The organism is Escherichia sp. 10290, from assembly GCF_030295155.1.
Classification (GTDB): domain Bacteria; phylum Pseudomonadota; class Gammaproteobacteria; order Enterobacterales; family Enterobacteriaceae; genus Escherichia; species Escherichia coli_F.
In genome coordinates this window covers 4,583,918-4,597,336 of the sequence record NZ_AP025741.1, presented here as the reverse complement: position 1 = coordinate 4,597,336, position 13,419 = coordinate 4,583,918, and the positions used below count along the sequence as shown (strand labels likewise).

Annotated in this window: 12 protein-coding genes; 10 read left to right on the top strand and 2 right to left on the bottom strand. The window is 49.2% G+C overall.

Annotated features, from left to right (window positions below; all coding sequences use genetic code 11):
• Positions 1 to 47: 47 nt before the first annotated feature.
• Complete coding sequence (gene ysdE, locus QUE74_RS23065; protein ID WP_211180519.1) at positions 48 to 122, top strand: protein YsdE; 75 nt, start codon at positions 48 to 50, stop codon at positions 120 to 122.
• A gap of 123 nt (positions 123 to 245) precedes the next feature.
• Here the strand turns inward: ysdE and tisB are convergent, their stop codons facing one another.
• On the bottom strand, positions 246 to 335 hold the full coding sequence (gene tisB / locus QUE74_RS23060) for a type I toxin-antitoxin system toxin TisB (RefSeq protein ID WP_000060506.1): 90 nt from the start codon (positions 333 to 335) through the stop codon (positions 246 to 248).
• Between the two features lie 564 nt (positions 336 to 899).
• On the opposite strand from tisB, the gene ivbL reads away from it, so the two are divergent.
• The 9 genes from ivbL to uhpT all read left to right on the top strand — a co-directional run bounded on the left by ivbL (position 900) and on the right by uhpT (position 11,474).
• The gene (gene ivbL / locus QUE74_RS23055) at positions 900 to 998 is read left to right on the top strand and encodes an ilvB operon leader peptide IvbL (RefSeq protein ID WP_001364335.1); all 99 of its coding nucleotides are present in this window, start codon (positions 900 to 902) and stop codon (positions 996 to 998) included.
• Positions 999 to 1,103: 105 nt separating this feature from the next.
• The gene (gene ilvB / locus QUE74_RS23050; protein ID WP_000168426.1) at positions 1,104 to 2,792 is read left to right on the top strand and encodes an acetolactate synthase large subunit; all 1,689 of its coding nucleotides are present in this window, start codon (positions 1,104 to 1,106) and stop codon (positions 2,790 to 2,792) included.
• A 3-nt stretch (positions 2,793 to 2,795) separates the two neighbouring features.
• Positions 2,796 to 3,086 carry an acetolactate synthase small subunit gene (gene ilvN, locus QUE74_RS23045; protein ID WP_001181706.1) on the top strand — a complete coding sequence of 97 codons (291 nt, stop codon included), beginning with the start codon at positions 2,796 to 2,798 and terminating at the stop codon, positions 3,084 to 3,086.
• A gap of 1,077 nt (positions 3,087 to 4,163) precedes the next feature.
• Complete coding sequence (locus QUE74_RS23040) at positions 4,164 to 4,646, top strand: hypothetical protein (RefSeq protein WP_032304088.1); 483 nt, start codon at positions 4,164 to 4,166, stop codon at positions 4,644 to 4,646.
• Positions 4,647 to 4,922: 276 nt separating this feature from the next.
• Complete coding sequence (locus QUE74_RS23035; protein WP_001355058.1) at positions 4,923 to 6,362, top strand: hypothetical protein; 1,440 nt, start codon at positions 4,923 to 4,925, stop codon at positions 6,360 to 6,362.
• Positions 6,363 to 6,523: 161 nt separating this feature from the next.
• A complete protein-coding gene (uhpA, locus tag QUE74_RS23030; RefSeq protein WP_000628120.1) occupies positions 6,524 to 7,114 on the top strand; it encodes a response regulator transcription factor UhpA in 591 nt (196 codons plus the stop codon).
• Positions 7,114 to 8,616, top strand: a complete 1,503-nt coding sequence (gene uhpB / locus QUE74_RS23025) for a signal transduction histidine-protein kinase/phosphatase UhpB (protein ID WP_001355057.1) — start codon at positions 7,114 to 7,116, stop codon at positions 8,614 to 8,616. The genes uhpA and uhpB overlap by 1 nt, the downstream gene beginning before the upstream one ends.
• A gap of 9 nt (positions 8,617 to 8,625) precedes the next feature.
• Positions 8,626 to 9,945 carry an MFS transporter family glucose-6-phosphate receptor UhpC gene (gene uhpC, locus QUE74_RS23020; RefSeq protein WP_001355056.1) on the top strand — a complete coding sequence of 440 codons (1,320 nt, stop codon included), beginning with the start codon at positions 8,626 to 8,628 and terminating at the stop codon, positions 9,943 to 9,945.
• A 137-nt stretch (positions 9,946 to 10,082) separates the two neighbouring features.
• Positions 10,083 to 11,474, top strand: coding sequence for a hexose-6-phosphate:phosphate antiporter UhpT (gene uhpT / locus QUE74_RS23015; protein WP_000879194.1), 1,392 nt, complete (start codon positions 10,083 to 10,085; stop codon positions 11,472 to 11,474).
• A 45-nt stretch (positions 11,475 to 11,519) separates the two neighbouring features.
• Here uhpT and adeD read toward each other — a convergent pair whose 3' ends face one another.
• Complete coding sequence (gene adeD, locus QUE74_RS23010) at positions 11,520 to 13,286, bottom strand: adenine deaminase (RefSeq protein ID WP_001065736.1); 1,767 nt, start codon at positions 13,284 to 13,286, stop codon at positions 11,520 to 11,522.
• Positions 13,287 to 13,419 lie beyond the last annotated feature (133 nt).

Genomic DNA, 13,419 nt, shown 5'->3' with positions numbered 1-13,419 from the left:
AGTCACTACGCATTCCCATAAATGCGGGAGAGGAATCTATCACATTGATGAATGTTAGCCAGATATACGCCAGGAATGGGGAATTGTTTAGCGGCAGAATATGTAAACAAAAGCGGCAATAAATGTTGCCGGGAGGGATGGTAGGTCGGATAAGATGCGTCAGCATCGCATCCGACACCAACCCACACGCTAAATATAAAAGGGGAGCGGTTACCCGCTCCCCTTTGGTGCGACTTGAATCTGAATTACTTCAGGTATTTCAGAACAGCATCAAGCAGTTGCAGTGCTGCAACAATGAGTTTGAGGATAAGAATGGCGATATCCACCAGGCTCATACGCGTCTCCTGTGGTTCAGGAGCACTGCCAGCTGACGTACCTTTCCGCTGCCTGTTGCCAGCTGTTGTGCACGCGGTATCTCAAGGAGAAACGTTGTGCTTGTTGACATAACACAGTGTGCTCACGCGGGGTTAAGGCGCTGACGGCACCACCCGTTTCAGCCAGGACTTAGTGCGCCGGGTAACGATGCGGCCCCCGCATAACACATTGCGTACAGTGATATTATAGAAGTTTACTGTATAAATAAACAGTAATATTTAGACAAAACGTAAACTGTGATCGATACTCAACTATGTACTAAATACGTCAAAATTCGTGCCGAAATTGCGCGTTCTGCGCGGAACACGTATACTTTCTGTGTTGACATAATACAGTGTGCTTTGCGGTTACCAGCCGTGGGCGGCTGACGAAACCTCGCTCCGGCGGGGTTTTTTATTGCCTGCTTTTCAGTACAAAACGTGATCAACCCCTCAATTTTCCCTTGATGAAAAATTTTCCATTGTCTCCCCTGTAAACCTGTGCTTGTATAAATATTGTTAAACACAAAACCAACAAGGTCCCCAATGACTACTTCCGTGCTCAACGCAAAACTACTACCAACTGCGCCATCCGCCGCAGTGGTCGTCGTGCGTGTGGTGGTGGTCGTCGGCAATGCGCCGTAGGGACTGGAACAACACACGATTCCAAAACCCCGCCGGCGCAAACCGGGCGGGGTTTTTCGTTTAAGCACCTCCCGGAAAGTCGGCCCAGAAGAAAAGGACTGGAGCATGGCAAGTTCGGGCACATCATCGACACGTAAGCGCTTTACCGGCGCAGAATTTATCGTTCATTTCCTGGAACAGCAGGGCATTAAGATTGTGACGGGCATTCCGGGCGGTTCTATCCTGCCTGTTTACGACGCCTTAAGCCAAAGCACGCAAATCCGCCATATTCTGGCTCGCCATGAACAGGGCGCGGGGTTTATCGCTCAGGGAATGGCGCGTACCGACGGCAAACCGGCAGTCTGTATGGCCTGTAGCGGACCGGGTGCGACTAACCTGGTGACCGCCATTGCCGATGCGCGACTGGACTCCATCCCGCTGATTTGCATCACCGGCCAGGTCCCTGCCTCAATGATCGGCACTGACGCCTTCCAGGAAGTGGACACCTACGGCATCTCTATCCCCATCACCAAACACAACTATCTGGTCAGACATATCGAAGAACTCCCGCAGGTCATGAGCGATGCCTTCCGTATTGCGCAATCAGGCCGCCCTGGCCCGGTGTGGATAGACATTCCTAAGGATGTGCAAACGGCAGTTTTTGAGATTGAAGAACAGCCCGGTATGACAGAAAAAGCTGCCGCGCCTGCGTTTAGTGAAGAGAGTATTCGTGACGCAGCTGCAATGATTAACGCCGCCAAACGCCCGGTGCTCTATCTGGGCGGCGGTGTCATTAACGCGCCCGCGCGGGTGCGTGAACTGGCGGAGAAAGCGCAGCTGCCTACCACCATGACCTTAATGGCACTGGGTATGTTACCAAAAGCGCATCCCTTGTCGCTGGGTATGCTGGGGATGCACGGCGTGCGCAGCACCAACTACATTTTGCAGGAGGCGGATCTGCTGATTGTTCTCGGCGCGCGTTTTGATGACCGGGCGATTGGTAAAACCGAGCAGTTCTGCCCGAATGCCAAAATTATTCATGTCGATATCGACCGCGCAGAGCTGGGCAAAATCAAGCAGCCGCACGTAGCGATTCAGGCGGATGTTGATGACGTGCTGGCGCAGTTGATCCCGCTGGTGGAAGCGCAACCGCGTGCAGAGTGGCACCAATTGGTAGCGGATTTGCAGCGCGAATTCCCGTGTCCAATCCCGAAAGCGTGCGATCCGTTAAGCCATTACGGCCTGATCAACGCCGTTGCCGCCTGTGTCGATGACAACGCGATTATCACCACCGACGTGGGTCAGCATCAGATGTGGACTGCACAAGCTTATCCGCTCAATCGTCCACGTCAGTGGCTGACCTCCGGCGGGCTGGGGACGATGGGCTTTGGCCTGCCTGCGGCCATTGGCGCGGCACTGGCGAATCCGGATCGCAAAGTATTGTGTTTCTCTGGCGACGGCAGCCTGATGATGAATATTCAGGAGATGGCGACCGCCAGCGAAAACCAATTGGATGTGAAAATCATTCTGATGAATAACGAAGCGCTGGGGCTGGTGCATCAGCAACAGAGTCTGTTCTACAAGCAGGGCGTTTTTGCCGCCACCTATCCGGGCAAAATCAACTTTATGCAGATTGCCGCCGGATTTGGCCTCGAAACCTGTGATTTAAATAACGAAGCCGACCCGCAGGCCGCGTTGCAGGAAATTATTAATCGTCCTGGTCCGGCGCTGATCCATGTGCGTATTGATGCCGAAGAAAAAGTGTACCCGATGGTGCCGCCAGGTGCGGCGAATACTGAAATGGTGGGGGAATAAGCCATGCAAAACACAACCCATGACAACGTGATTCTGGAACTCACCGTTCGTAACCATCCGGGCGTAATGACCCACGTTTGTGGTCTTTTTGCCCGTCGCGCTTTTAACGTTGAAGGTATTCTCTGCCTGCCAATTCAGGACAGCGACAAAAGCCACATTTGGCTACTGGTCAATGACGACCAGCGTCTGGAGCAGATGATCAGTCAAATCGATAAGCTGGAAGATGTGGTGAAAGTGCAGCGTAATCAGTCCGATCCGACGATGTTTAACAAGATTGCGGTGTTTTTTCAGTAAGGAGCGACATTAAACCGCTCGGGGGAGTTACTGATGAGCGATTTTTGATAGATCCGTTCAGATATATAGGGTGAAATTGTGCCAGAGACCATCTCAGGCACAATTTATTAGCCCAGGACGTTAATTTAAGTCGCTGCACCGATAACCAGGGGGTTGACAGTTAGGGCTAAAAATTTCCAGCGATGGTGTTAAATTCTGATTGCTGTCTATACCAGTGGTCATGACCAGCATTCTATTAATTAATGGTTCATCGTGAGGTATATTATGGCAAGCCCTATAAACAGCGGAACAATGATGTCAAATCCCTGCCCTTCCACCTTTTTGGATAAAAATAGAATTATTGCTGCTGAGCTTAATATCACAAATAACGAGAAAAAATATTCACCTGGCAGTAATTTCGCAAAATGGATGTTACAGGAAATAAAACGCTTAATAGTAAATATCATGTCCGGTTCTCGCAGTGTTAATACCGAAATTCTTAACTATTTTCACCCTATGCCAGGCACTGAAAATAATGGTAATCGTACCTGGATGGCGGCAACTGGAGAGAACGAATACACCGTAATTGAACAAACAGGTGGCAAATCCTTTAATGTTTTTCAGGTTGGTGCAGGTAAAAATAATATAAAAGAAATATTGGGGAATACATCATATTCTGGAGTGGCTGTAGCGACTATTATCAAATCGCTATCTGAAAAAACTGCTGCGTTAGAAACACATTCTGCTGACACGGTTTTGAGGAAAAAATTAGTTAATAGTATTGTTCTGATGAATGCGGATTGTAATTACGAAATGCCTGCAGAAATTTTGAGTAATACATATGATTTATTAAACCTGCGAATTCAAAAAGATGAGGGGCATTTACCTGTTCAGGAAAAAATTGATATTGATGATGATTATTTATACTCTATGACTATGGATGCTCATAGATGTATAAAAGAACAAACTAAACCAAGTGGCGCTGCAAAAATAACTTGCTGTGGTGTTGAGTTAAGTAAAGATATTCTTAAAATATTTGCAAGCAAAATTGAAATAATTGAAAAAGATCTAAGTTATAGTCAAAAGACACCTGAACAATTGGTTGCACAGGTATGCTTTAATGATGATGATTGTGCTCGGGTAAGAGAATTATTAAAACAATCAAACGGTAATATTACGGATGATAAGATTGATGAAATAATCGCTTGCTTAGCCAGTCCTCAGGGGATTACATGTTTTTATTATTCTTCCGCACAAGGCTATCAGACTCGCTTACAACATACATCTCAAGATGTTCGCGAGTTACTCTCAAAGAGTTTGGATGGTGCCACTTCATTAACATTGCATTTAAAAAAATCAGGAAATGCTTTTTTTGGGTCTGGAAAGTATCTTAATGAAATGGATTTTACTATGAATGGGTTTAGTCAGAAGATATATTTGATGGCGGTTAATAAAATTGAAAATGAAGTTAATCTTCAGTGCGCTCGTTATATTACTACCGGTAGTGTCGACGAGAAAAACTCCACCAGCGATAAAGTCTCTTTTACATTTTCTGGTGCCGCAACAACTGCTGATTTATGATTTTTTCTTGATAAAGCGCGTTTATCATTAAGATGAACGCGTATTGTTAACCGTCTGTGTGTAAACAGTCTTTTTGAAAAAATGAGCGATTTTTGATAGTGAATAAGTAGTGTTAGTGATGCAATTGCATTGGGGAAATCGATAATAATTAATGGCACTATAGTCTTATTATTGAAATAAATGAAATATAGCGGTTAGTATTGACATATTTATCATGCTAACCATTGATACTTCTAAAATGTCAAAATATGCAAAGTGTCATATTGCGAGGTTACTATGGTTAGTGTGACGAGTTATACATATCCAACGGAAACAGAGAATGATAATAGCCAGTTTCAGAGTCAAACTCAGAGTCAGGGCCTGAGCCAGAGTCTAAGAGATAGTATCGAGGGTAATATTGCTGCATTTGATGCGATGGAGCAAAGCGGCCTGCTCGATAATTGTAGAACATTATCTAAAGATGCCACTTTTCGTGAAGTTTTCCGAAATATATTATTATACATTTTAGATTCTTTTCATATCTATCGGCATGATATCAGTGGTAAATTGGTTTCTTATTTTCATGTTACGCCTGAATCAGCGAATGCGAATTATAAGACATGGATCGCTACCACAGGCATGGATAGCTATATAAAAATTGAGCAGACCGGCAGTGATAAGTTTAAAGTCACTGATGTGTATCGTGAGTCAAAAGGCAACAGTTTGAAAAAACAGAGTAGAGACAGAGATTTTAGTGGTCGAAATGTGAAAGAGTTTATAGGGTTATTATCAGAGCACGATGTATTGGAAAAGTATCAACTCTCAAAAGTAACAGTTGCTGCAAATGCTCTTAAGCTAGAAGTTGTTAATAATAATTCTGAAAATAAACGCAGTTTTGGAGTTACTGATGCTGAGCGCCAATTAAAAAAAGCGTTAAATGAACAAACTCAATTAACTCCAGATAAATTAATTCCAGATGATTGTAGTTATAAATCAGACATAAAAAAACTAGATGTTCGGGAGGGAGAGTTTAGTTCACTTCTTGCTGATGCATCAAGACACGTTGAAGAGGGCAGCTCAATTATTTCATGTTGTGGAGTTAAAATAAATAGCACAATCCATGAATTTCTGAGGGATAAAACCATGGCTTTGTCTGGTCATGGAGGTGTTAGAAAATATAAAGATTTCGAAAAACTTTTTAGTAAAATTGTATTTACGTCAGATGAATGTAATATTGTGAGAAACTCTCTACAGAACGATGGTGTTGAGAAAAAAACCAGAGAAGATATTATTTCTTGCCTCTCCAGTATTTCAGGAATAGGTAACCTGTATTATGCTTGTTCACAGGCATTTCCTGTCGCGCTTGATAGGGGGGATATTAATGCAATACAGGCAAACGATTCTGTTTCTGCCGGGCTTGATAATAACCCAGGGTTTTGTGCTTTGCTGGGAAAAACAAATTTGCTTGTTGCTGATTTTTCACAGCATACATTCACACAAACTCATTATATTGTAAAGGCCGAAATAAATGAAGTTGGTAACGATTTTAATATAGCTAATTTCATTTATCGAACATACGGTGAGGATTATATTCATAACGACTCAGTGGATGATTCTCTTAATGAGCGTTCCGCTGAAGATTATAGGTTTCTGGATGACTCTTTGTTACCTGAAAACGATTTCCGCAACAGGAGGAGAAATTTTTCAGGCAATATTGCAATTGCAACCTACAAATAATTCGCTTTTTCTCAATAACACGCACCAAACGCTTACCTTTCAGGTAAGCGTTTTGACGATAAGCCCAACATCATTAAGCCAATACATACCCCATATCCAACTTGAACAACATCGCGCTTATCGTTAAGGTATGCGCGTTTTTTATCCGCCAGGACCCAATCATGATCACCATTGCCCTTATAGACGATCACCTTATCGTCCGCTCCGGCTTTGCGCAGCTGCTGGGGCTGGAACCTGATTTGCAGGTAGTTGCCGAGTTTGGTTCGGGGCGCGAGGCACTGGCGGGGCTGCCGGGGCGCGGTGTGCATGTGTGTATTTGCGATATCTCCATGCCCGATATCTCCGGTCTGGAGCTGCTAAGCCAGCTGCCGAAAGGTATGGCGACAATTATGCTCTCCGTTCACGACAGTCCGGCACTGGTTGAGCAGGCACTTAACGCGGGGGCGCGCGGCTTTCTCTCCAAACGCTGTAGCCCGGATGAACTGATTGCTGCGGTGCATACGGTTGCTACGGGGGGATGTTATTTGACACCGGATATTGCCATTAAACTGGCATCCGGTCGCCAGGACCCGCTGACCAAACGTGAACGCCAGGTGGCGGAAAAACTGGCGCAAGGAATGGCGGTGAAAGAGATTGCCGCCGAACTGGGCTTGTCGCCGAAAACGGTACACGTCCATCGCGCCAACCTGATGGAAAAACTGGGCGTCAGTAACGACGTAGAACTGGCGCGCCGCATGTTTGATGGCTGGTGATGAAGACGTTGTTCTCCCGCTTAATTACCGTTATTGCCTGCTTTTTTATCTTCTCTGCCGCATGGTTTTGCCTGTGGAGTATCAGCCTGCACCTGGTTGAGCGCCCTGATATGGCGGTGCTGTTATTTCCGTTTGGTCTGCGTCTGGGGCTAATGCTGCAATGCCCGCGCGGATACTGGCCAGTGCTGCTGGGCGCGGAATGGCTGCTGATTTATTGGTTAATGCAGGCGGTTGGTTTAAGCCATTTCTCCTTATTGATGATCGGTAGTTTGCTGACGTTACTGCCCGTGGCGCTGATCTCACGCTATCGCCATCAACGCGACTGGCGCACTCTGCTGTTACAGGGTGCGGCGCTGACGGCGGCGGCGTTGTTGCAGTCGCTGCCCTGGCTTTGGTACGGCAAAGAGTCGTGGAATGCGCTGCTGTTAACTTTAACTGGCGGCCTGACGCTGGCCCCGATATGTCTGGTGTTCTGGCACTATCTCGCCAATAACACCTGGCTGCCGCTCGGTCCGTCATTGGTTTCTCAACCGATCAACTGGCGCGGGCGGCATCTGGTCTGGTACTTGCTGCTGTTTGTTATCAGTCTCTGGCTCCAGTTGGGATTGCCGGATGAACTGTCGCGCTTCACTCCCTTCTGCCTGGCGCTGCCGATTATCGCGCTGGCATGGCACTATGGCTGGCAAGGGGCGCTGATAGCGACGTTGATGAACGCCATCGCGCTGATCGCCAGTCAAACCTGGCGTGACCATCCGGTTGATTTATTGCTCTCCCTGCTGGTGCAAAGTCTGACTGGGTTGTTGCTTGGCGCTGGCATCCAGCGGTTGCGTGAACTTAACCAGTCGCTGCAAAAGGAACTGGCGCGCAATCAGCATCTGGCTGAACGTTTGTTAGAAACCGAAGAGAGTGTGCGTCGTGATGTGGCGCGTGAATTACACGATGATATCGGTCAGACCATCACCGCCATTCGTACGCAAGCGGGCATTGTCCAGCGGCTCGCAGCGGATAACGCCCGCGTGAAACAGAGCGGGCAGCTCATCGAACAGTTATCCCTGGGCGTTTACGACGCGGTGCGCCGCTTGTTAGGGCGGTTACGTCCGCGCCAGCTGGATGATCTCACTCTGGAGCAGGCCATCCGCTCACTGATGCGGGAAATGGAGCTGGAAGGGCGCGGTATTGTCAGCCATCTCGAATGGCGAATCGATGAATCAGCGTTAAGCGAAAACCAGCGCGTGACGCTGTTTCGCGTCTGCCAGGAAGGGTTGAACAACATTGTGAAACATGCCGATGCCAGTGCGGTTACGTTGCAAGGCTGGCAGCAGGACGAACGGTTGATGCTGGTGATTGAAGACGATGGTAGCGGTTTACCGCCGGGTTCCGGGCAACACGGTTTTGGCCTCACCGGAATGCGCGAGCGAGTAACGGCGCTGGGTGGCACCTTGACCATCTCCTGTTTGCACGGCACGCGTGTCAGTGTTTCTCTACCTCAACGTTATGTCTAAGGCTTGATGATGTTGCCGTTTCTGAAAGCGCCAGCTGACGCGCCGTTGATTAGCGATAAACAAGAAATTGATGCCCGTTACCGTTACTGGCGTCGCCATATTCTGCTGACCATCTGGCTGGGTTACGCGCTGTTTTACTTCACGCGGAAAAGTTTTAACGCCGCCGTACCAGAAATCCTTGCTAATGGCGTGCTCAGCCGTAGCGATATCGGCCTGTTAGCGACCCTGTTTTACATTACCTACGGCGTGTCGAAGTTTGTCTCCGGCATTGTCAGCGACCGCTCAAATGCCCGTTATTTTATGGGGATAGGGCTTATCGCCACGGGCATCATCAACATTCTGTTTGGCTTCTCGACGTCGCTATGGGCGTTTGCCGTGCTCTGGGTGTTGAACGCCTTTTTCCAGGGCTGGGGTTCACCGGTGTGTGCGCGTCTGTTAACGGCCTGGTATTCTCGTACCGAGCGCGGGGGTTGGTGGGCATTATGGAACACGGCGCATAACGTTGGCGGTGCGCTCATTCCCATTGTGATGGCAGCAGCTGCGCTGCATTACGGCTGGCGTGCCGGGATGATGATTGCCGGTTGTATGGCGATAGTCGTGGGGATTATTCTCTGCTGGCGGCTGCGCGATCGCCCGCAGGCGTTAGGTTTACCAGCGGTCGGCGAATGGCGACACGACGCGCTGGAGATTGCTCAACAACAAGAAGGGGCAGGGCTGACACGTAAAGAGATCCTCACCAAATATGTGTTGCTGAATCCGTATATCTGGCTGCTTTCGTTTTGCTATGTGCTGGTCTATGTGGTCCGGGCGGCGATCAACGACTGGGGCAATTTGTATATGTCCGAGACGCTGGGCGTCGATCTGGTCACGGCGAATACGGCAGTGACAATGTTTGAACTGGGCGGATTTATCGGTGCGCTGGTAGCGGGTTGGGGCTCGGACAAACTCTTTAACGGCAACCGCGGGCCGATGAATTTAATTTTCGCCGCCGGGATTTTGCTGTCCGTCGGCTCGCTGTGGCTGATGCCATTTGCCAGCTACGTGATGCAGGCAAGCTGCTTCTTCACCATTGGTTTTTTTGTCTTTGGCCCGCAGATGTTAATCGGCATGGCGGCAGCAGAGTGTTCCCACAAGGAGGCGGCAGGGGCGGCAACGGGGTTTGTCGGCTTGTTTGCTTATCTGGGGGCGTCGCTTGCTGGTTGGCCGCTGGCGAAAGTACTCGATACCTGGCACTGGAGCGGTTTTTTTGTGGTTATCGCCATTGCCGCCGGGATTTCCGCACTGCTGTTACTGCCCTTTTTGAATGCCCAGACACCGCGCGAAGCGTGATGCATCTCACTTTTTCACTTCATATCCGGCAAAACTAAGAAATTTTCCAGGTTTTGCCTGGACGCTATCTCAGGCCTGATTTGCTGCTGATTTTTACAATGCATACCTCACGCAGGTATTCATTTCAGGAGTAACCCATGCTGGCTTTCTTAAACCAGGTTCGCAAGCCGACCCTGGATCTTCCGCTCGAAGTGCGGCGCAAAATGTGGTTCAAACCGTTCATGCAATCCTACCTGGTGGTCTTTATCGGCTACCTGACGATGTACCTGATTCGCAAGAACTTTAACATCGCGCAGAACGACATGATCTCGACCTACGGCTTGAGCATGACGCAGCTGGGGATGATCGGCCTGGGCTTCTCCATCACTTATGGTGTGGGTAAAACACTGGTTTCCTATTACGCCGACGGCAAAAACACCAAACAATTCCTGCCGTTCATGCTGATCTTGTCTGCCATTTGTATGTTGGGCTTCAGTGCCAGTATGGGCAGCGGCTCGGTTAGTCTGTTCCTGATGATTGCCTTCTACGCCTTAAGCGGCTTTTTCCAGAGTACCGGGGGATCGTGCAGTTACTCCACCATCACCAAATGGACGCCGCGTCGTAAGCGCGGGACGTTCCTCGGTTTCTGGAATATTTCTCACAATCTTGGCGGTGCGGGCGCGGCAGGTGTGGCGCTGTTCGGCGCAAATTACCTGTTTGACGGCCATGTAATCGGCATGTTTATTTTCCCGTCCATCATCGCGTTGATTGTCGGTTTTATCGGCCTTCGTTACGGCAGCGACTCCCCGGAATCTTATGGCCTCGGCAAAGCTGAAGAACTGTTCGGCGAAGAGATCAGCGAAGAGGACAAAGAGACAGAATCTACCGATATGACCAAGTGGCAGATCTTTGTTGAGTATGTGCTGAAAAACAAAGTGATCTGGCTGCTGTGCTTCGCCAACATTTTCCTCTATGTGGTGCGTATTGGTATCGACCAGTGGTCAACCGTGTATGCGTTCCAGGAACTGAAACTCTCTAAAGCGGTGGCGATTCAGGGCTTTACGCTGTTTGAAGCTGGTGCGCTGGTGGGTACGCTGTTGTGGGGCTGGCTCTCTGACCTGGCGAACGGTCGCCGTGGCCTGGTGGCCTGCATCGCGCTGGCGCTGATTATCGCCACGCTCGGTGTGTATCAACATGCCAGCAACGAATATATCTACCTGGCTTCTCTCTTTGCGTTGGGTTTCCTGGTCTTTGGCCCGCAATTGTTGATTGGTGTGGCTGCTGTTGGCTTTGTACCTAAAAAAGCCATTGGCGCTGCCGATGGTATTAAAGGCACCTTCGCTTACCTGATTGGCGACAGCTTTGCCAAGTTAGGTCTGGGGATGATTGCCGATGGTACGCCGGTATTCGGCCTTACCGGCTGGGCAGGCACCTTTGCTGCACTGGATATCGCCGCGATTGGTTGTATCTGCCTGATGGCGATAGTGGCGGTGATGGAAGAACGCAAAATCCGCCGCGAGAAAAAGATTCAGCAGTTGACAGTGGCATAAACGTAACTGGTGACTTTTGCCCGGCATGACGCCGGGCTTTTTTTATTATTCCGTGACTTCCAGCGTGGTGAAGGCAAACTTTTCACCATCAAACAGCCCCTGGCTGGTCAGTTTCAGTGCGGGGATAACTGGCAGGGAAAGAAACGCCATCTGAATAAACGGCTCATCCGGTAACGGACCACATTCACGGGCGGCAGCTTTCAATGCGTCAATTTGCTCCGCCAGCGACTGCGCCGTGTCGGTGCTCATCAGCCCGGCAATGGGCAATGGCAGATGGCTCTGTACCTGACCGTTACGTACTACGCATAGTCCGCCGCCATCCTGAATCACCTGATTGACCGCCAGCGCCATCTCTTCAGCACTACGACCGATCACCACAATATTATGGCTGTCATGGCTGACTGTCGCAGCCAGCGCGCCTTCATTCAGGCCAAAGCCGCCGAGCAAACCACAAGCCGGAGCCAGCCGTTGCCCGTAACGCTCAAGTACGGCAATAAAGCACACATCATCGCGATCAAAACCATTTTCGCTGTAGATGCTGGAGCGGGAGTGCGTAATCAATTCGTTATGGATGACGTCAATGACCCGATAGCGTTTTCCGGGTGTGAATTGCAGGGCAAAGTCGCTGGCAGAAACTGGCTGGCGGGCAATGGTATTGCCATACGGCGGAGCGGATTGTGCCAGTCTTGCCGACTCTTCCGCCTGTAAGGTTTGCGCGTCAATCGGTTCGCCTTTCACCAGTACCTGCTGCACCGTGACCTTACGTGCATCGCTCAACAGGACGATATCGGCCTGCTTGCCGGGTGCCAGTAAGCCGAGGTGATTCAGACCAAAATGGCGTGCCGTTGACCAGCTGGCGACGCGATAAGCCACATGCAGCGGTACATTGTGTTGTTCGATCAGGCGGCGAATTAAGGCATCGATATGCCCTTCATGGGCGATCTCCCACGGGTTACGGTCATCGGTGCAGAGCATACATTGCGGGCTGTTAAATTCGTTGAGCAACGGTGCCAGTGCGTTGAGATTGCGGGCAGCGGACCCTTCGCGGATCATCAACGACATGCCGAGTTGTAACTTCCGGCGACCTTCTTCCAGCAGATAACTTTCGTGGCAGTTTTCAATACCCGCAGCAATATAGGCATTAAGTTCTTTACCGCCCAAACCCGGGCAGTGACCGTCCAGCGTCAGGTGGCGAAATGCGTCCAGTTTATCGAGCAGCGCATTCTGTCCGCTAATTACGCCAGGGTAATCCATCATTTCAGCAAGGCCGGTAACCTGCGGATGGTCACGCCAGGCGAGCATCTGTTCAAGTGTAAAACTGGCACCGTTAACATCGCAGCCTTCCAGGGCAGGTACGCAAGAACTGACCTGCAAATACTGGTTTTGCCTTGCCTGTTCGGCACAGCGGGCAAACCAGGCGAATCCGGCTTCGCCCATCACGTTGACGATTTCATGGGGGTCGCAAATAACGGTCGTCAGGCCGCGCGGCAGGGTGGCGGTTTCAAAAGTAACCGGCGTCATCATGCTGGATTCAATATGCAGGTGAGCATCAATAAACCCTGGCACCGCCGTTGCGCCGCGTGCATCAATCCGCTGCAAAGCCGGAGCGTCAGCATATTCTGCGCCAACACCGGCAATGTAACGTCCTTTAATCACAATTGGCCCGGAAATTTCTCCGCCATTGATCAGATCGAGAATAGAGACATTATCAATAATATAATCGGCAACAGCGTCGCCACGGGAAACGGCTAACAATTCCTGGTATTCAACCCGGCTAATGTGATGAAATTTATGGTTAATGGAATTATTCATATTTTTCTCATTTTGATTTTATCAATTTGATTATTATTTATCATAAAGAAACGTCGCAAGATTATTAAAGAATATCCATTAATGTGCAATTGAAATGTGATAATTATCACTGAACCGTTGTTGTCATTTGTTT

Coding starts and splice junctions, on each gene's coding strand:
- adeD (WP_001065736.1), bottom strand. CDS start 13,286: ATGAATAATTCCATTAACCATAAATTTCATCACATTAGCCGGGTTGAA.
- ivbL (WP_001364335.1), top strand. CDS start 900: ATGACTACTTCCGTGCTCAACGCAAAACTACTACCAACTGCGCCATCC.
- tisB (WP_000060506.1), bottom strand. CDS start 335: ATGAGCCTGGTGGATATCGCCATTCTTATCCTCAAACTCATTGTTGCA.
- uhpB (WP_001355057.1), top strand. CDS start 7,114: ATGAAGACGTTGTTCTCCCGCTTAATTACCGTTATTGCCTGCTTTTTT.
- uhpT (WP_000879194.1), top strand. CDS start 10,083: ATGCTGGCTTTCTTAAACCAGGTTCGCAAGCCGACCCTGGATCTTCCG.
- ilvB (WP_000168426.1), top strand. CDS start 1,104: ATGGCAAGTTCGGGCACATCATCGACACGTAAGCGCTTTACCGGCGCA.
- uhpA (WP_000628120.1), top strand. CDS start 6,524: ATGATCACCATTGCCCTTATAGACGATCACCTTATCGTCCGCTCCGGC.
- uhpC (WP_001355056.1), top strand. CDS start 8,626: ATGTTGCCGTTTCTGAAAGCGCCAGCTGACGCGCCGTTGATTAGCGAT.
- QUE74_RS23035 (WP_001355058.1), top strand. CDS start 4,923: ATGGTTAGTGTGACGAGTTATACATATCCAACGGAAACAGAGAATGAT.
- ilvN (WP_001181706.1), top strand. CDS start 2,796: ATGCAAAACACAACCCATGACAACGTGATTCTGGAACTCACCGTTCGT.